The following is a 17,693-nucleotide window of genomic DNA, read 5'->3' as shown; positions in this document are numbered from 1 at the left end:
AGATTTTGTTCAATCCACAAATGATTTCCTTGCTCATACTTGAATTTTAATCAGTATGGCTTGGAAATCAGGATATTTTCTAATGATTGCGATCGCTCTCCCCAATCAGATAAAGAGCGATACCCTCGGTCAACACCCTAAATAGTATTAATCACCGTATTTTCTGCCGCGCCATTCTTTGGGAGTGTGAAATGCAGATAAAAAGATGCGTAGCACTGCTAAAGGGTCAGCCAAGGGTGAAAGCCAGAATAACCAACCACCTGTGGCATCTTGACGATCATAAGAGGGAGCGATCGCTAATAATAAAGCAAAACGAATCACCACCAAAAATATATTCAATCCTAACAACAACATCGCCGGCAATGAAAGCACCAAACTAGGAAGCAACAAATAACCCAATAAAATCAAAAGAGGTAAACCCTGCACCGCAGACAATAGCCATAAATCCCCCCAAATCTGAGCAGGAGAAGCAGCATCTTTCAAATCTAAGCTGCGTCCCCATTCATTCCAAGTTTCTAACGCCCCCTCATACATCCTCACCCTTAGCACCTTAGCACCATCTAAAAAGCCCACCTTAAAGCCTTGAGAGGCAATATTCCGCGCCAAAGTCACATCATCACAAAAAGAACCTTTAGCACTGCTATAGCCATCCACAGCCCTTAATACAGACCGACGACATAAAAAACACTGACCATTAGCCATGACCCGTTCCGGTTGTTCAGTATAAATACCCGTAGGATCAAATCTGTACAGTAACGTCATTAACAAAGCCGGTTGTAACCAGCATTCTCCCGGATACTTGAGAATAAACTGCGGTGATAAAGATACCAAATCATAACCTTGAGCGATCGCAGTTTTCACCAAACTCGCCACTAAACCAGGATGGGGTTGAATATCTGCATCCATGCCCAAAAACCATTCACTCCCCTCAGATGTGAATAAAAAGCCATTATGCAACGCCCAAGGACGACCAACCCAGCCAGGGGGTAAAGGGTCATCTGTGATCACCCGAAAGCGGGGGTCTGTTATTTGTGCGGTTTTCACCAAGTCGGGAGTACCATCTTGTGAGCGACTATCAACAACAATAATTTCTCGAACTTCGTAACTTTGGCGACTCAAACCAGCCAACAGTGGACTAATCCGTAATGCCTCATTTAGTGTCGGTACAACCACACTCACAGTTCCCAAAAGTTCGGGTGTGGGTTGTTGTGGTTCGAGGGCTGGATAACGTCTTGGACCTTTGAGCAACCGGGAAAGTAAAATGGCTGCTGCAGGTACTTGGATAAGTAGCAATAGGAGCGGAATAATATTTAACAATTTTAACCCTGACTTTTTTGTATAAAGTAGCTAGTTTAGATTTTCGCGCAATTTAGGCAAATTAACTTAACAGTATTGGAGTGATGCCAAAATTGACGCAATACTTTACGAGAAATAATGTGCATAATTCAGTGGACTTATTCAGTATTGCGATATTTCCTAACTATCGCCCAAACTTTTATAAATATGGCATATCAGCTTTAGAGGATGTTTTAAAAGTTTTTAATGTGTAAACAGACCCCTCTCCAAACCTCTCCCCTACCAGGGGAGAGGCTTTAAAACCCCCATTCCCTTGTAGGGAAGGGGGGAAGGGGGGTTAGGTTTTTGGAGATTATGGGTTTCATATAATACTTTTCAAACAACCTCTTAGCTTTCTTTTTGTGTAATTGGGAAAGAGGTAATTGGCAGAATTTCTTCTCCTATTCCCTCTTCCCTCTTCCCTATTTGAAAGCAACTTTCACATTAGCAACAGCAACTTCTTGAGTAGCTGCTTCAATATTCACCGTTGCAGGTGTACTAGAACCTTTAGACCACAGCAGCACAGCCGGAGCTACACCCAGTGCCACACCTAGCAGTACAGGAATAGGAAACCCAGCGGCTAAACTCATGACTGTGGCAAAACCAAAGTTACCCAAATAAACCAATAAAGGTACATTTAGTTGGTAATGGTCTAACTTAACCGGGTTTTTGCTCCATAACAAAGCCGCTACAGTCATAAATAACGAACCAGTACCCATCCAACCCGCAAAGTTTTGATAAGGCATTCCAAAGAAAGCCCCCGGTTGGTGCCAATACCAGAAGGGAAGGGAAGTTTGACTCATGGCTGGGTCAAGCACAAAATCCCAAGAAGTGAGCAGTAAAGCCCCTAAACCAATAGCTCCCACGTGACGGAACAAGCTGGGTTTTTTATCTACTTCTAAACCCGCACGAGCCAACACATAAGAAACTAATCCCACATAAAACCAGGAAAGGGGAATTGTAAAAGGGACCAAACCGGAAATTTTATAACCCAGACCGCTCAAATAGCTATAGTAACCAAAGGGAAAGCCTGTGCTAGTTCCTAGTAATTCGCTAGTTAGGGAAATTGATAAAGATGGGATTAAAAATCCTAAGGCGCGTGCTAAACCTAAAGTTCGGTAAGCATAAAGGAACACTCCCAGCGCCCCCAAAATCATATATACCACACCACCACCCGCCATACTCCACTGCATGACGCTCTCTCCGACTTCTGATAAGCTAACAATTAGTTCAGCATTGGGAATAACAATCAATATCCCCAGCAGTCCAAATACCATAGAAACGATATGACCAATTAGGCATACGCGCTCGACGATAACAATTTGTCTCATGATCAATCCTTAATGATATGCCAGATGGCTATTCAACTGCTAACAGTTTACAAATATTTATGAACATATTTAACTAAATGTTGATCTTTATTCTCTTAAATTGGGAATTAGGGATGGAATTCAACATTTAGAAACCTGATGAGTTCAGTAAATCTGTAAAATAATGAATGCAACCGATATTGAAAACACCAGTATATAACGATTTGTAACTGATTAAGGTACAGAACTTTTACATTTATCAACTACCTGAAGCCTGTTTTATTCCTGACTCCTGCTATATGTCAATTTTGAAAAAGATTCCTTGGTTCTCCCTAACACTTGTATTACTGAGTTACAGTACATTGGGCTGGTTGATATTTGAAGAAAAGGCCCCGTGGTATGTACGGCTGATAACTGCGGTAACTATCCTGCTGTCCCTGATATTGCTCACTAACCCTTGGCTAAAACTAGATGATTATTCTCATATTTTCTTCAAGTCAAACGCTAGGACTTTTCTTGTGGCTATCTTAGCAGCTTTCCTATTTTTTCTAATGATTGCCTGGTTTCGGGTATTTCTTGATACTTTACTAATTTTGTCAGCGACCATCCTAGCCAAAATAGACTTCCAAGCAGTTGGTTTAAAACCAGCACTAGCTTTTGGCTGTATATCTTTTTGCTCACTGTTAGGACTAGGAATAGGCGCACTTATCAATCACTACATTTAAAATTAGTCACTGGTCATTAATTAATTAATAACGAATGACCAATGACTAATAACGAATTAACCAGCTACAGCTTCTACGAGTTCTGCGGCTACTGCATAAACGCTAACTTTCTTCTGGCTTTTACCTCTTCTTTCAAAGGTAACTACACCGTCAATTAAAGCAAACAAGGTATCATCACTACCAATACCAACGTTGTTACCAGGGTGAACCTTAGTACCACGTTGACGGACTAGAATATTACCTGCGCGTACAGTTTGTCCACCATAACGCTTTACGCCTAGTCGTTGAGCATTCGAGTCACGACCGTTTCGCGTACTACCAGTTCCCTTCTTATGAGCCATGATTCCCTCTTTTCTATTTACTTTATTTATCCCAGGTTGCTAGTTATCCAGTTTAGGCTGGGAAAAAAGTAATTGGTAATTGGTAATTACTCTCTATCACCTTTTCCCCCTTGCCTAACTAGTAACTTAAACCTTTTTTTATGATTCTTCGGATGATTCGTCAGCGGTTTCTTCCACAAAGTCAGTATCAAGAACGGGAAGTTCAGGACTCGTTGGTGCTTCTTCGTAAGCTAAAACTTCGCCGTTGAGATTGATAGAATTAATCAAAAATCTGGTAATTTCCTGGCGATGTCCCCGTTTTTTGCGGGTTTTCTTTTTAGGTTTCATCTTATACACCAGGACTTTGCGACCTCTAAAGTGTCGCATAATTGTCCCTTCCACGGTTGCACCTTCTACTAAAGGTTGTCCAATGGAAACTGCGCCTTCGTGATGTACAAGTAATACTGCGTTGATGGTAACTTTTTCATCTGGTTCAGCGGTTAGTAGTTCAATGTCGTAAAAGCGACCTGCTTCTACTTTCATTTGTTTACCGCCAGTTTCAATAATCGCGTAAGTCATTAAATCGTCCTTGAGGTTGCCGTACAGGTAGCTGGCTATAATCTCCTGTAGAGACGCTATTATTTATAGCTTTGCCAGCTTTTGCAGTATGTCTACCTGATCCGAGCAGGAATTAGACAGACAATCTACTATATTACCTGATTGATGGTTAATCAGTCAACCTTTGAGAAAATATAATTTTATTTCTCGCTGATTTCCGAAAAGATAATTCTGGTGTTTGTAGTTAACCATGACACAGACGGAAAATTTTTTAACTAATCTGAGCAATTTAAATAGGGTTGCTCAGATTTTTTTACTATTCACTTTCAGATTTTTCATAAATAATTTAAAATTCCTATATTCATATAAATCAATACGATTGGGTTTAAGAAAATTGTAGGTTGGGTAGAGGGAGGTGAAACCCAACAAAATCGGGAGAACTTTAGTAGAAAAAGGTGATAACTGTTACGAATTATCAATTATAATTTAGTTAATACTGAAAATGAAAATTTAATTTTTATTAGATAAAGATGAAAAGAATTGAAGTTGAACAAAGAACTATTTTTGTGGGTTTAGCTGGTAGTCATGGTTATGGTTTAAATCGTCCAGAATCAGATTATGATTATCGTGGTGTATTTATTGCTCCTAAACGCTATTATTTGGGATTTGATAGTATTGAACAAAAGGATTCTGGTTGGGATGAACCAGGGATATTTCCGTTTATAGATGGTAATGAAGATACGGTTATTTATGAATTAAGAAAGGTTATTCATTTATTAGCTGGTGCAAATCCCAATGTTTTAGAATTGCTGTGGTTAACTAATTATCCTTTTTTAACAAATGTCGGACAACATTTAATTAATCACCGTCATTTATTTTTGAGTAAAAAGGTAAAGCATACTTATTCTGGTTATGCTTTTGCTCAAATTAAGAAGATGGAAACTCATCGTAAATGGTTGTTAAATCCACCCACGAAAAAACCGCTTCCCTCGGATTTTGATATTACAGATGAAATTCCTTTAAGTAAAGATGAGTTAAATGCTTTTTTGGAATATCTTTATCTTTTGATTAGGGGGAAAATTGAGTTTTTGGAAGAATCAGAACAGTTATATAAATTGCTGACTGGGGATATTGATTTTAAAGGTGTTTTGAAACAGTACACTTTAGCAGATCAAACTTTAGCATATACCCAAAATTTAACTCATGGACGTAAAGATTTTATTCGCCTTTTGCAAAAAAGTCAAAGTTATCAAATTGCTTTAAGAGAATGGAAGGCTTATATATCTTGGCAAGAAAATAGAAATCCTGCTAGAGCCGAAATGGAAAAAAAATCAGGTTATGATTTAAAACATGGAATGCACTGTATTCGATTACTACGCAGTGGCTTGGAAATTTTGCAGCGGGGAGAAGTAACTGTAGATAGAAATTTAGCTGGTGATATTGATGATTTAAGGGCTATTTTGCGAGGTGATTATAGTTATGAGCAATTAATGAAAATGGCGGAAGATTTGGTTGCTCAAATGGATGTTTTTTATGATCAATCCAGTTTACCACATCGTCCTAATTTGGAGCAAATCAATGATTTGTGTATGGAGTTGGTGGAAATGCAAGGTTGGTAAAAAATCTGGAAATTGGAAAGATACCTGGGGTACGCTTCGTGGACGTGGCTAAATAAACAAAATTCAACTGCGTGGGTTATTTCATTAGTCCATGCAGGTTCGTTTAAATTGTACCAACATCTTTACGTAATTTTATATAAAAAAATCAAATTATTAGCCAAAAGTGGGAAATTGAGTCATATAATACATTTAATTTAGCAATACCTTGTCCAAATCGAAAAAAGTCTTGATTTGTAGGTTGGATTGAGGTACGAAACCCAACAAATGCGTCGGGTTGCGCTGTCGCTTAACCCGACCTACAAAAAATGGACAAGGTATTGATTTAGGAAACCCTCTTTATATCCCAATCAGATGACTACACTTCTGAGTAGATACAAAATTATCAAGCAAATTGGTGAAGGTGCATTTGGTGATACCTACCTGGCTGAAGATACAGCTTTACCAGGAAGCCCGCACTGTGTAGTCAAACGCTTAAAGCGAAATCCTGATCCTAGTGTGTTAGCAATTGCTAAAAGATTGTTTGAGGAGGAAGCTAAGGTTTTACAAAATTTCGGTAAACATGACCAAATACCTTCACTTGCTGCCTATTTTGAAGAAAAGGACGAATTTTATCTTGTGCAAGAATTTGTAGATGGATATGATCTGAATCAAGAAATTGTCTTTGGTAAAAAGTGGACTGAAGAACAAACGATTAAACTACTCATAGATATTCTAGAAATTTTAGCAGTTGTTCATCAACAAAATATTATTCATCGAGATATTAAGCCATCCAATATTATGCGTCGTCATCAAGATGGCAAAATTGTTTTGATTGATTTTGGTGCAGTTAAAGAAATTGGGGTTTATACTGTTAATTCCAAAGGGCAAACCAGTCTAACTGTAGGCATTGGTACACCTGGATATATGCCGGGGGAACAGGCAGGTGGTAAACCTAAATTTGCTAGTGATATTTATGCTGTGGGCATGATTGGTATTCAAGCTGTAACTGGATTAGTACCAGGACAATTTCAGGAAGACTCGAATACTGGGGAAATTATCTGGCGTAATTATGCCCAAGTTAGTGATGAGTTTGCAGAAGTTTTAACTAAGATGGTGCGTGACCATTTTAGTCAGCGTTATAAGAATGCAACTGAGGCGTTACAAGCACTAATTCCACCTGATAAAACTATTGTAATACCACCTCCACCCCCTAAAAAGTTTCCTACGAAAATTATGGTTGGTTTGGGTATGGCAGTGGCTATTAGTTTTGCTGGTGGTTATATTGTTAATCAGGGATTATCTTATCAAGCTGCTCTAACAGCAACAACAAAGAAAGCTAAGGAATTTTTAAAGCAAGGTAATGATAAATTTGATAAAGGAGACTATCAAGGAGCTATTAATACTTTAACTGAAGCTATTCGCTTAGATTCTAAGTTTGCTGAAGCCTATTCTCGTAGAGGAGTTGCTTACAGAAATATTGAAAACAACCAGAAGGCTATAGATGATTTACAAAAATCAGTAAAACTATTTGCTACACAAGGAAATAACTCTGCATCTAAACATGATCAGGGCAGAATTCGTGATTACTTGAAAGATTATCAAGGTGCGATCGCTTTATATAATGAATCAATTAGTCTTGATCCTCATGATGCCAGAACCTACCAAAACCGGGGAAATGCCCGTTATAAATTAGGAGATAAGCAAGCAGCCATAGCTGATTACACCCAAGCTATCAAAATTAATCCTAACTTTGCCATTGCCTATAAAAACCGGGGAGATGTCCATTATAAATTAGGAGATAAGCAAGCAGCAACAGCTGATTTTAACCAAGCTATCAAGATTAATCCTAACGATTATGAAGCCTACGAAAAAAGGGGATATATCCATTATGAATTAGGAGATAAGCAAGCAGCTATAGCTGATTACACCCAAGCTATCAAGATTAATCCTAAATATTCTAAAGCCTACCACGTTCTAGGATATATCCATTATGATTTAGGAGATAAGCAAGCGGCTATAGCTGACTTTCAGCAAGCAGTGAAACTTTACCAGCAACAGAAAGGGAATGAAGAATTGTTAAAAATAGCGCAAGATAGAATTAGAGAATTACAAAAATAGTGAAAGTATCTGTTCCATATCCCCTTATTACGCAATGTAATTATAATTAAAATATATCAACTAAACAAATATTAAAAAACAATTTCAATCAAGATGCCAAAATTAAATATTGGAAGAAAAATAAAACAACAAATGAGTAAAAGGGGTTGGACAGAAGAAATGCTGCAATTAGTTTACTTAAATCCTGGTAAAACGGAAAAAACAAGAGATAAAAGGTATAATATGGATGGTACAAGAAAAGATGATCCTGCTACTGTATATTACAGGAGTGATGGTGCATACATTGTCTGTAATGACATCACAGGTGATGTAGTTCAGGTAAGTGATATTAATGATCCTAACTGGATTGAAAAACAATACTAAATTAAATTTTTATTAATAAATACCAGTCATATTTTCACTAATAAGTAATTCAGGAGTAAAAAACATGAAATTAATTGATAAATATCAAAAAACAGGATTTATTAAAGCTGGAGAATTGCTATTAACTCCTGCTAATGCACTGGAATTTATTAACGAAATTGCCGAAAGAAATATTTCCGTTTTAGGTGTAGATTTATGGTATTATATCAATGATCAAATATCCGAAGATCCTGGATCATTAGATTTAAGTGAAATTGATGATCCTCAACAAAGTGTATCTATAGCTAAACAATTTATTACCCATAATTTACCAAAAGGAACAGCTTTTGTTTCTTTGGTTTTGAGTGATTAAAATTAAAAGAATGCATTAGATAATTTAGAAGATTACTAGCAAAGAAATTAACCGACATCAAAAAACCTCTATAATCGCCATTACATAGAGGTTTACAAGCTAAACGGCTCATTTCCAGATTGGGCTTGGTTGTATTTTATGATATTACAAAAAGTTTACCCGCCAGGTAATTAATTGAGGTTATTAACTGGCTTTTGACCGGTAGCGACTGCTGTTTTGGGAATTTCAATGACTGGGTTATTTAAAGCCACCATTAAAGGCGAATCTGTGGCTGTTGGTGTTAATTCTGTTGGTTGTGTTGTGGCTATTTCTACCATTCTGGAATTACCTGGGAATAAACCAGATATTGTTCCCAGAATACAAGCCGCAGCGGCTGCACCACCTAACATCCAGTTCAAGCGGTAACGGCGATTAACACGCGTTAAAACTTGGTTAATCGTTACCTCTGATGACTGAGCAGTTGCGGGAACAGGGATGTCATGTAAACCCTTTCTAAGATTTAACAGTCTCTTATACAAGCACTTAATAGAAGTATCAGTTGAAAGCCACTCTTCAACTTGCCTGCGTTCAGTAGCTGTGACTTCGCCATCCAGGTAAGCACTTAATAACTCGAAACAATCGCGCTTCTCCATATTTATAGTACCTGTTGATTCATTTTTGCTTCTCAATGGCAGAAAATATATATTTTCGTTGACAGTCCTTAATATTTCTTAAAATCTGCCATAAAATTGAGGAAACATGATGTAGATTATGTATCTAGATAGGTTTGCAATTGAGTTTGTAATCTTGATCTGGCTCTGGCTATTCTAGATTTCACCGTTCCCAGGGAAACTCCGGTAATTTCGGCGATTTCTTCATAGGCCAGTCCTTCAATTTCTCTCAAAACAATTGTAGTCCGAAAAACCTCTGGTAAATCAGCGATCGCTTCTCGCAACTGTTCATAAAATTCTCTGGTCGTCATTTCCTCATCTGGACTTGGGGTATCACCGGCAATTTCCCAATCCATTTCCCCGTCGGCTAACAATCGCGGAGCATCTAGGGAGAGAGGACTGGCTACCCGTTTGCGTTTACGTAATTCATCATAAAACAAATTAGTGGCAATCCGACTTAACCAACCTCGGAACTTGGCAGGTTCTTGTAGTCGGTTAATATTTCGGTAGACACGAATCCAAACTTCCTGGGCTAAATCGGCTCTGTCAGACCAGTCAGGGGCTAGATGATATAAAACTCGATCAACTTGAGTCTGATAGCGGCGCAATAGTTCTGAAAAGGCAGCACGGTCTGGACGCAATCCGACTTGACAGCGTAAAATAAGGTCGTGGTTTGAGAGTTTGTCAACTTGCACCGATGCTGCTGGGTAGGTGGCATCAACTGTTGACCAAGATACACTAATGGATTGACTCATGGATCGGTCTAGCTTTAAATCACTCCTTCCTATTAGACTTGATCATTGGTCAAAAGTTCCTCAGTAAGGTGACGGATTTATAATCGGAACACGGAAATAAATATAGAAAGGAGTTTTCAGGGTTTTATTGGTCATAAGATTAGGGATGGGAAAGGAAGACAAAAGAAAACACGGATCAAATTTTTGTGAGGTTGGGAATAGTGATAAGATTGAAAACTGGCCACTAAATACTTGACTAGTAACTGGTAATAGGCAATAAATAATGGCTAATTGTCAATTGTTAATCAGTAAAATTCTCACCTCCAGCTAAATATGTCAGGGATAAATAATAGGCGATGGCAATGGCAAGAAATGAATCTGTAGCGAGTATGGTCATGTTTCTCTGTTTTGGTACAGCAATTTTATCTCTGGCTGTCCATTGGCAAACGATGAGAACAACAGGGCAGTTAAATCAATCTGCATCCACAGAGGTTTATCCGCAGGGTTCACCAGTGGAAATTGGGAGTAGTGCCATTGCGGCTTCTGTACCTACCTCTCCCCAAAAAGCTGCGGTGATTAACTTGGATTCTCCCTGGAAAACACAGAAATCAAGCCTGGCTGCTGTTACAGATCCAGTTAATAATCCAAAGCCATCAGTACCGGACTTAAATGCAACTAAAGTAGTTGTAGATTTAAGCGATCGCCGTGTTTATGTTTCTCGATATGATGAGGTTATAGCTAGTTACCCAATCGCTATCGGTAAAAAGGGCTGGGAAACACCAACTGGCGATTTTAAAATTATCCACAAAGAACATCATCCTATCTGGCGACATCCAATTACAGGAGCTATCTTTGAGGGTGGTACTGATAGTCCTTTGGGGGATAGATGGATTGGTTTTTGGTCAGACGGCCGGAATGAAATTGGCTTTCACGGGACACCAAATGTTGACTTGGTAGGAGCGGCGGTTTCTCATGGTTGTCTAAGAATGCGTAATTCTGACGTGAGAATGTTGTATAGCCAAGTAAATATCGGCACACAGGTATCAGTTCGTGAATAAAAATATTAAGTAATTGATAATTGTCAATTATCAATTATCAGTTATTGTGGCTCAAAATTAGCCGCATGGGTCTGAAGCAATGCACTAACTTGAGTTAAAACTTCATTGCCAGTGGTCTTGTTCAATGCTTGACGTTCTGGGAAGAAATCTGGTGTATCTAAATACTTACAGATGGCCTCGCTAACTTGTTCGGATATTAAAGCATCAAGTTCTGTGTTAGCTCTTTCTCGTTGATATTTCGCGCCTTCTTCCGTCGTTGCATACAGAGGAGGCAGCCTGTTCAGAGCATAGGCGGTTATATCGCTCACATCTAGAGAAATTTCGCTGGTTACTTCAATTTCTGCTACTTTGGCAATGACGTTGCTGAGTACCAATTCTTCCATGACGTTGATAAATTGTTTGCGAGGTACTGCTACTACTTCACCGGTCAACAATGCCCCCATGAGGCGATCTAAAGCCATGTACTCTTCGATTAGCAGTTCTGAGGCGTTACCGCAAATCCGCCCAACTTCTGCTTCCATTGCTGGTGTCAAGTGACCATCTTGAAGAGCTTGTTGTACTATTTTTTCAATACTCATAAAACATTGTGGGTAGTATGGAAGGAACACAGGTTAAAAGTATATATTTCTACTTATAAATATATACTTTGCGATAGCCAAACTAAACAGATATGCTATCAATCACCCAGAATACAATAGCAGAATTAGTCCAGATTAGGGAATAAATCAGGGTTTGAAGTCCCCTATTACTGTGTTACTGAATTATTTATCTTACCAAATTATACCATTTACATATAAATATTTTGGGTTAAAAAAGTCACAATATCAATACCTTCGCCAAATTGAAAAAAGCCTATGGCAAAGATATTGAAGATGAGAAACTTAATCAATTTGTTGAGATTTCCAAGGGATTGGATCAACAGATTGTCCGTTTACATACAAACCCCAGTGTAAGTGTGGTCCGGTAGATGCGCCAGTTGAACCGACTGCACCAATTTTTTGCCCTGCTTGCACAAAATCACCTTCTTTGACATTAATACGACTTAGGTGCATGAAAATGCTCACAACTCCTTGACCGTGATCAATGCCGACTACGTTACCATGAACGCGGAAGCCTTGGGATACTGTACCAACTAAAGCCACTTTCCCCGCCGCTGGGGTAACTACAGATGAACCTGTTGCTCCTGCATAGTCTTGTCCACGATGGTAGTAGTCATTGGCAAATTCGCCATTGTAGTAGCGACGGACACCATATTTAGTAGAGGTTCGCCCCGCGTTGGGGGTGAGAAACAGGCCATGCCAATATTTTTTCGGTGTTTGTAAGGCTTTTAATTCTTTTACTCGCTTGAGTTCGTATTCGGTAGCATTAACTCCAGCTTTTCCGGGTGGTAAGGTGATGCGTTGCACGGGAAATTTGCGATCGCGCACTTTTACTGATAAGTTTTGTTCTTGTCCATCTTGGGAAATTCTGATTGTTCTCACTCCAGCTTTTTCTAAGGGAGTTGTGGGAATAAAAGAACGGTATTGACGAGGGGCAATTTTAAAAGCTGGATATGTTGTTTCCCCAACTGTTACTGTGGGGTTACTAATCTTTTCTTGGGAATCTGCCTCAATTACTACGGAAATTGTATCCCCCAATTGGGGATTTTTAGGTAATACCTGTATTTCTAAAGCTTTTGCGGGTAAGCCTAAAGCTATGGGAACAGTGGCAATTATACCTATTAATATTTTGGTAGGGTTGATGATACTAAAATTTCGCAATTTATGCTGTGGATGAATAGTGTTAGTCATGGTAAGTAGGTTAGCATTGAAAATCGTCATTATGGCACTAGGCAAGAGGCAATACTTCGACTTCGCTCAGTAACCAGAGGCAAGAGGCAAGAGTGAAGAGGGTTTGGGCGATTTTACTTTTCGTTACATATTACTCTTCGAGAAGCCGCTTCGCGTCTACGGTTTTTTTCCGTTCACCTACTTAGTTATAGGCCAATAAGCCGTTATTTAGGGATAATTTGGATAAGTGTGTGGAATTAATTGAGGTTAATACACATCAGTAAAAATTATGGAGAAGAAGTATTCCTCAAGGCTGACCAACTACTAGCAATAGGCATTCTCCAACCAGTCCCAAAAGCGCGGTCAGTAATTTTTAATCCCGGCGCTGCTTGTCGGCGTTTAAACTCCGCACGAGATAATAATTGTAATACTCTATCTACAATTGCCGGTTCATGACCTGCGCTAATAATTTCTGTTGCTGATTGATGTTGATGAATCAAACGGTCGAGAATATCATCTAAAATTTCATAAGGTGGAAGAGAATCTTGGTCAACTTGACCCGGTTTAAGTTCTGCGCTTGGTGCTTTCGTGAGAATATTTTCGGGAATAACTTCTTTTTGTTGATGAGAATTTAACCATTTGCAGATAGAATAAACGCGAGTTTTGGGAACATCAGCAATGACTGATAAACCACCATTCATATCACCATAAAGGGTGCAATAACCAACAGCAACTTCTGATTTGTTGCCAGTAGATAAAAGTAGATAGCCAAATTTATTAGAAATTGCCATTAATAAATTACCACGAATTCGAGATTGCAGGTTTTCTTCCGCAATCCCAAATTCTGTTCCTGCAAATAATTCATCTAGGGAATTATCAAAACTTGCCATTAATTCCCCAATAGGTAAAAGTTGAGTTTGAATATCTAAATTTGCTGCTAATTTTAAAGCATCACTAATAGAATGTTCCGAACTATAGGGAGAAGGCATTAACACACCAATCACATTTTCCTTTCCTAATGCCGCAGTCGCAATAGCCGCAACTAAAGCGGAATCAACTCCTCCACTTAAACCCAATAATACTTTAGAAAAGCGACATTTACCAACATAATCTTTTACTCCCAAAACCAAAGCATTCCAAATTTCTTCATCTTCAGATTCATCAACAGGAGAAATATCACCGAAATCTAAATCTTGTTTATTGCTATTAAATTCAACGGTCAAAAAGTCAGATACAAAACCTTTTGCACGACAAACAATTTTACCTTGTTTATTTAAAGCAAAACTGCGTCCGTCAAAAACTAAATCATCATTTCCACCAACTTGATTTGTATAAATAATCGGTTGCTGGAAATTAACTACACTATGTTTTAACATCGCTTCTCGCAGATGTTGTTTACCAACAGTGTAAGGTGAAGCGGATAAATTCACAATTAAATTTACTCCTAAATTTGCTAAATCAGCAATAGGATTAACTGCGTAACTCCGCTTACCCCAAAATTCCTCATCATTCCATAAATCTTCGCAAATTGTTACACCAATTTTCAGATTATCTAATATAAAATAATTAGCTTCTAGTCCTGGTTCAAAATAACGTTTTTCATCAAAAACATCATAAGTAGGTAATAGCCTTTTATGGAAAAATTGCTGAATTTTACCATTTTCTAATAAAGCAGTGCTATTAAATAAATTTTTTCCTCCAGAAATGTGCGCTTGGGAATTTTTAACAACAGTTCCTACTAATACAGCTAAATTTGCTGGTAAATCTTCAGCTAATTTTTGCAATGTGTTATCAATTACTTCTATAAAACTAGGATTAACTAATAAATCCCTCGGTGGATAACCACAAATTGATAATTCAGGTGTTAATAATAAACGAACATTTTCTGATGCTGCTTGTTGGGACATTTCCAGGATTTTTTGAGTATTTCCTAGTAAATCACCAATAATAGGATTAATTTGAGCAATAGCGATTTTCATAATTTATCTGCGTCTATTTGCGTTCATCTGCGTTCAATTATTATTCCTTAAATAAACACCAAAGGTTTATCTTTAAACGGTGCGAATGCTTCTTTATCAAACTTATACAAACTGGCAGGACGACCTGCACCTCGTGATACTTTAATGCCGGTATCTGATAAAAAACCTAACTTTAGTAACCGCGCTCGAAAATTAGAATAATCGGCAAAATTTTCCCCTAAAACTGTGGTGTATAGTTGATACAAATCGTTTAAGGTAAAAGTTTCTGGTAAGACTTCAAAAGCTACTGGACTATATTCTAATTTGTTTTTTAATCTTCCATGTCCATAGGTAATAATTTCATTGTGGTCAAATGCTAATTGTGGTAATTGTTTGACAGGATACCAAGCAATACCTGCGACTTTATCAGCAATTAATTCTGCTTCTTCAAATCTGACTAAGGCAAAATAACTAACTGATAAATAACGGACTCCATAGCTATCAATTTTTTCCCTGGGGTCACGATTTGGACCACCAAAAGTATAAAGTTGTGCTAAATAAAGATTATTTACCTTTATTTTCTCAGCCATAATCCGATAAGCAGCATCTTCTAAAGATTCTCCTTGACGAACTAAAGTGCCAGGAAGACTCCAATAATTTAAAAATGGTTCTTGCTGTCGCATAACTAAGAGAACCAACAACCGATTTTGGGCAGTATCTACAGAAAAAATCACATTATCAACACCAACTTTAAAATCAGCTAAAGGTTGTTGATTTATGGGGTTTAAAATCTTTTTTTGGTTACGTATTGGCATTCGTACAAATGCTGTTGATGAATGTAGGCAATGACGGGAGGTGTGAGAGTATTAATATCTCCTTGTTCACGAAAAGCGGTAGAGGAAACATCTAAACCAATCAAATTAGCAATGGCAATTTTTCCGCCAATTTGTTTAACTTTATCTAAACCAGAATCATCTATTATATATCCTGGTCTGGGAATTACGAGTAATTGCACTTGTTTTAATAAATCTTCAACATGATACCAGCGCGGTAATTGATTTACTAAATCAGCACCAATTACTAAAGTATATTCAATATTTTCTCCCCATTTTAATTTTGCTTTACCTACAGTTTCTAGAGTTTTCCAACTACTTAAATCTTGTTCTAAGGCAATATTTTGATTAGCAACATTAATATCTTTAATTAACAGTTCTAACATTGCTGCCCTGTGTGGTAAAGGCGTTTGTTGGGACTTCATGGGATTATCCGCAGCCCATACACCTACCCAATCATAACGTTCAGATAACCATTTGAGAATTATTAAATGTCCAGCAGTTGGAGGATCTGCACTTGTACCAAATAAGGCTATTTTCATGATTTTTGATTCTGCTTTTTTGCAATTTTTAGAGTAATTTAAACGAACCACAGAGACGCAGAGGGCGCAGAGGTAAGAGAAATTATATTAATTTATCTCTTCTTTTCATTTTATTTGTCAATTTTTGCAATGATTCGGAAATTTCGATTTTAACGGAAGTGGGATTTTCTAATCTTCTTGTTTCTGCTGGTAAACTAGCAACTGATGCCGCAGTTCGTTGACGAACTATTGTTAAAGTTTCTGTTGCTTGTAATGGTTTACCTGATTTCATGACTAACTGTAATAAGGGTTGGGAATTTTCAGAAGTTTCAGTCATTAAACCTAGTTTATCTTTCTCTAATTTACCATCTATCAAAGAACGAAAAATTTGTTTTTTACCTGGATAAGTTAATTTGCCACTTGATTCTTTCATGACGGGAATTCCTTCAATATCTACCAGTTTATAAACTCCATTTACTGGTGAACCTGTCACTAATTTTGTGCCTAATCCATAACTATCAATTTCTGCCCCTTCTTGCTTGAGTCGGCTAATTTCCCATTCATCTAAATCACTACTGGCGAAAATTGAGATATTAGGTAAGAGCGATCGCACTTGTTTTGATAAACTGACTAGATCTCCAGAATCTAACCTAACTCCAGATAATTCCATTTGGCCAGAATTGACTTTTTCTGCTAATTTCTCCGCCGCAGCAACCGTGTCATAAGTATCAATTAATAATGGCGCACCGGGAAAATATTGATGAAATGCCGTAAAAGCTTGTTCTTCACTCCCTTCTAACGCTGATAAAGCCATGACTAAAGCGTGTGCCATTGTACCACTTGGTTTTTGTCCTAGTTGTAGCGCCGCTAACACATTGGAAGTGGCATCTAAACCACCTGCCAAAGCCGCCCGTGCTGCCCATAGCGAGGCTTGGGGACTAAAAGCCCTGCGCGTACCAAATTCTAAAAGTGTGGCTTTCTCGCCAGCTATATCCCGTAATCTTGCGGCTTTGGTGGCAATTAAAGTTTGATAATTCAGAGTATTTAAAAGATATGTTTCTACTATTTGCGCTTGCCATAAGGGTGCTTCTATTCGCAGCATGGGTTGATATGCAAATACCGCTGTTCCTTCTGCAACTGCCCATACATCTCCTGTGAAACAACCTTCCCGCAAAAGTTGCCAAAAACGCTCATCTGCGTCGATAAAAATTCCCGTTGACTGCAAAGCAGCAATTTGACTGTCATTAAAGCGGATTTTAGTCAAATACTCCAAAGCTTGTGCTAAACCCATAGCTATTAAATAGCCAAAACCATCAGGTAAGCGTCTCACAAACAATTCAAAGCTCGCTTGCTTTTGTTCTATACCTTCACCGACATAACAAGCTGTCATTGTTAGCTGATAAAGGTCTGTTAGTAAGCTATAATCCTCACAACTGAGATTTAATTCGGGATTTTTCCTTTCATAGTCTATATCTAGGAAAGTTGTCATTT

The 17,693-nt window shown here is 38.0% G+C and carries 18 protein-coding genes; 6 read left to right on the top strand and 12 right to left on the bottom strand.

Going from position 1 to position 17,693, the window contains the following annotated elements; genetic code table 11:
• Nucleotides 1-147: 147 nt before the first annotated feature.
• Nucleotides 148-1,317 carry a 2'-O-glycosyltransferase CruG gene (gene cruG, locus FJR08_RS16370; protein WP_168633885.1) on the bottom strand — a complete coding sequence of 390 codons (1,170 nt, stop codon included), beginning with the start codon at nt 1,315-1,317 and terminating at the stop codon, nt 148-150.
• Nucleotides 1,318-1,757: 440 nt separating this feature from the next.
• On the bottom strand, nt 1,758-2,666 hold the full coding sequence (cruF, locus tag FJR08_RS16365) for a gamma-carotene 1'-hydroxylase CruF (protein ID WP_168633884.1): 909 nt from the start codon (nt 2,664-2,666) through the stop codon (nt 1,758-1,760).
• 497 nt (nt 2,667-3,163) lie between these two features.
• On the opposite strand from cruF, the gene FJR08_RS24275 reads away from it, so the two are divergent.
• Nucleotides 3,164-3,370 (top strand): hypothetical protein, encoded by a 207-nt coding sequence (locus FJR08_RS24275; RefSeq protein ID WP_371415560.1) that lies wholly within the window; start codon nt 3,164-3,166, stop codon nt 3,368-3,370.
• Nucleotides 3,371-3,426: 56 nt separating this feature from the next.
• Here the strand turns inward: FJR08_RS24275 and rpmA are convergent, their stop codons facing one another.
• Together rpmA and rplU are read right to left on the bottom strand one after the other, a co-directional pair.
• Complete coding sequence (rpmA, locus tag FJR08_RS16355) at nt 3,427-3,711, bottom strand: 50S ribosomal protein L27 (RefSeq protein WP_015078508.1); 285 nt, start codon at nt 3,709-3,711, stop codon at nt 3,427-3,429.
• Nucleotides 3,712-3,849: 138 nt separating this feature from the next.
• Nucleotides 3,850-4,269 carry a 50S ribosomal protein L21 gene (gene rplU / locus FJR08_RS16350; protein ID WP_015078509.1) on the bottom strand — a complete coding sequence of 140 codons (420 nt, stop codon included), beginning with the start codon at nt 4,267-4,269 and terminating at the stop codon, nt 3,850-3,852.
• A gap of 509 nt (nt 4,270-4,778) precedes the next feature.
• Between rplU and FJR08_RS16345 the strand changes: the two genes are divergently transcribed.
• From FJR08_RS16345 to FJR08_RS23015, 4 genes are all read left to right on the top strand, one after another.
• Complete coding sequence (locus tag FJR08_RS16345) at nt 4,779-5,867, top strand: DNA polymerase beta superfamily protein (RefSeq protein ID WP_168633881.1); 1,089 nt, start codon at nt 4,779-4,781, stop codon at nt 5,865-5,867.
• Between the two features lie 351 nt (nt 5,868-6,218).
• On the top strand, nt 6,219-7,964 hold the full coding sequence (locus tag FJR08_RS16340) for a serine/threonine-protein kinase (RefSeq protein WP_168633880.1): 1,746 nt from the start codon (nt 6,219-6,221) through the stop codon (nt 7,962-7,964).
• A 93-nt stretch (nt 7,965-8,057) separates the two neighbouring features.
• Nucleotides 8,058-8,327, top strand: a complete 270-nt coding sequence (locus FJR08_RS16335) for a colicin E5-related ribonuclease (protein ID WP_217357527.1) — start codon at nt 8,058-8,060, stop codon at nt 8,325-8,327.
• A 64-nt stretch (nt 8,328-8,391) separates the two neighbouring features.
• Nucleotides 8,392-8,679, top strand: a complete 288-nt coding sequence (locus FJR08_RS23015) for a hypothetical protein (RefSeq protein ID WP_174783126.1) — start codon at nt 8,392-8,394, stop codon at nt 8,677-8,679.
• 170 nt (nt 8,680-8,849) lie between these two features.
• On the opposite strand, the gene FJR08_RS16325 is transcribed toward FJR08_RS23015, so the two are convergent.
• The gene (locus FJR08_RS16325) at nt 8,850-9,311 is read right to left on the bottom strand and encodes an anti-sigma factor (protein ID WP_148765668.1); all 462 of its coding nucleotides are present in this window, start codon (nt 9,309-9,311) and stop codon (nt 8,850-8,852) included.
• 116 nt (nt 9,312-9,427) lie between these two features.
• Nucleotides 9,428-10,084 (bottom strand): sigma-70 family RNA polymerase sigma factor, encoded by a 657-nt coding sequence (locus tag FJR08_RS16320; RefSeq protein WP_015078515.1) that lies wholly within the window; start codon nt 10,082-10,084, stop codon nt 9,428-9,430.
• A 335-nt stretch (nt 10,085-10,419) separates the two neighbouring features.
• Between FJR08_RS16320 and FJR08_RS16315 the strand changes: the two genes are divergently transcribed.
• Nucleotides 10,420-11,121 (top strand): L,D-transpeptidase, encoded by a 702-nt coding sequence (locus FJR08_RS16315; protein WP_168633877.1) that lies wholly within the window; start codon nt 10,420-10,422, stop codon nt 11,119-11,121.
• A gap of 41 nt (nt 11,122-11,162) precedes the next feature.
• On the opposite strand, the gene FJR08_RS16310 is transcribed toward FJR08_RS16315, so the two are convergent.
• The 6 genes from FJR08_RS16310 to FJR08_RS16285 all read right to left on the bottom strand — a co-directional run bounded on the left by FJR08_RS16310 (nt 11,163) and on the right by FJR08_RS16285 (nt 17,691).
• Complete coding sequence (locus tag FJR08_RS16310; RefSeq protein ID WP_168633876.1) at nt 11,163-11,699, bottom strand: late competence development ComFB family protein; 537 nt, start codon at nt 11,697-11,699, stop codon at nt 11,163-11,165.
• A 303-nt stretch (nt 11,700-12,002) separates the two neighbouring features.
• The gene (locus FJR08_RS16305; protein ID WP_168633875.1) at nt 12,003-12,941 is read right to left on the bottom strand and encodes a M23 family metallopeptidase; all 939 of its coding nucleotides are present in this window, start codon (nt 12,939-12,941) and stop codon (nt 12,003-12,005) included.
• A gap of 236 nt (nt 12,942-13,177) precedes the next feature.
• Nucleotides 13,178-14,869, bottom strand: coding sequence for an NAD+ synthase (locus FJR08_RS16300; protein WP_168633874.1), 1,692 nt, complete (start codon nt 14,867-14,869; stop codon nt 13,178-13,180).
• A gap of 47 nt (nt 14,870-14,916) precedes the next feature.
• A complete protein-coding gene (locus FJR08_RS16295) occupies nt 14,917-15,663 on the bottom strand; it encodes an NUDIX domain-containing protein (RefSeq protein ID WP_168633873.1) in 747 nt (248 codons plus the stop codon).
• Nucleotides 15,633-16,223: a nicotinate-nucleotide adenylyltransferase gene (locus tag FJR08_RS16290; protein WP_015078521.1), complete on the bottom strand. Its 591-nt coding sequence runs from the start codon at nt 16,221-16,223 to the stop codon at nt 15,633-15,635. Before FJR08_RS16290 ends, FJR08_RS16295 begins: the two co-directional genes overlap by 31 nt.
• An 82-nt stretch (nt 16,224-16,305) precedes the next feature.
• Nucleotides 16,306-17,691: a nicotinate phosphoribosyltransferase gene (locus FJR08_RS16285; protein WP_168633872.1), complete on the bottom strand. Its 1,386-nt coding sequence runs from the start codon at nt 17,689-17,691 to the stop codon at nt 16,306-16,308.
• Nucleotides 17,692-17,693: the final 2 nt, after the last annotated feature.

The sequence above is a fragment of the Dolichospermum sp. UHCC 0260 genome, from assembly GCF_009711985.1.
Classification (GTDB): Bacteria; Cyanobacteriota; Cyanobacteriia; order Cyanobacteriales; family Nostocaceae; genus Dolichospermum; species Dolichospermum lemmermannii.
Note: the sequence above shows the minus strand (reverse complement) of the source record. Positions and strands in the feature narration are given on the sequence as shown.

Bases quoted from the DNA above. Each gene is read 5' to 3' on its own strand.
- FJR08_RS16320 (WP_015078515.1), bottom strand. From the start codon at position 10,084: ATGAGTCAATCCATTAGTGTATCTTGGTCAACAGTTGATGCCACCTAC.
- FJR08_RS16315 (WP_168633877.1), top strand. From the start codon at position 10,420: ATGGCAATGGCAAGAAATGAATCTGTAGCGAGTATGGTCATGTTTCTC.
- FJR08_RS16295 (WP_168633873.1), bottom strand. From the start codon at position 15,663: ATGCCAATACGTAACCAAAAAAAGATTTTAAACCCCATAAATCAACAA.
- FJR08_RS16290 (WP_015078521.1), bottom strand. From the start codon at position 16,223: ATGAAAATAGCCTTATTTGGTACAAGTGCAGATCCTCCAACTGCTGGA.
- FJR08_RS16345 (WP_168633881.1), top strand. From the start codon at position 4,779: ATGAAAAGAATTGAAGTTGAACAAAGAACTATTTTTGTGGGTTTAGCT.
- FJR08_RS16300 (WP_168633874.1), bottom strand. From the start codon at position 14,869: ATGAAAATCGCTATTGCTCAAATTAATCCTATTATTGGTGATTTACTA.
- FJR08_RS16335 (WP_217357527.1), top strand. From the start codon at position 8,058: ATGCCAAAATTAAATATTGGAAGAAAAATAAAACAACAAATGAGTAAA.
- FJR08_RS23015 (WP_174783126.1), top strand. From the start codon at position 8,392: ATGAAATTAATTGATAAATATCAAAAAACAGGATTTATTAAAGCTGGA.
- rpmA (WP_015078508.1), bottom strand. From the start codon at position 3,711: ATGGCTCATAAGAAGGGAACTGGTAGTACGCGAAACGGTCGTGACTCG.
- FJR08_RS16285 (WP_168633872.1), bottom strand. From the start codon at position 17,691: ATGACAACTTTCCTAGATATAGACTATGAAAGGAAAAATCCCGAATTA.
- FJR08_RS16325 (WP_148765668.1), bottom strand. From the start codon at position 9,311: ATGGAGAAGCGCGATTGTTTCGAGTTATTAAGTGCTTACCTGGATGGC.
- cruF (WP_168633884.1), bottom strand. From the start codon at position 2,666: ATGAGACAAATTGTTATCGTCGAGCGCGTATGCCTAATTGGTCATATC.
- FJR08_RS16305 (WP_168633875.1), bottom strand. From the start codon at position 12,941: ATGACGATTTTCAATGCTAACCTACTTACCATGACTAACACTATTCAT.
- FJR08_RS16310 (WP_168633876.1), bottom strand. From the start codon at position 11,699: ATGAGTATTGAAAAAATAGTACAACAAGCTCTTCAAGATGGTCACTTG.
- FJR08_RS16340 (WP_168633880.1), top strand. From the start codon at position 6,219: ATGACTACACTTCTGAGTAGATACAAAATTATCAAGCAAATTGGTGAA.
- rplU (WP_015078509.1), bottom strand. From the start codon at position 4,269: ATGACTTACGCGATTATTGAAACTGGCGGTAAACAAATGAAAGTAGAA.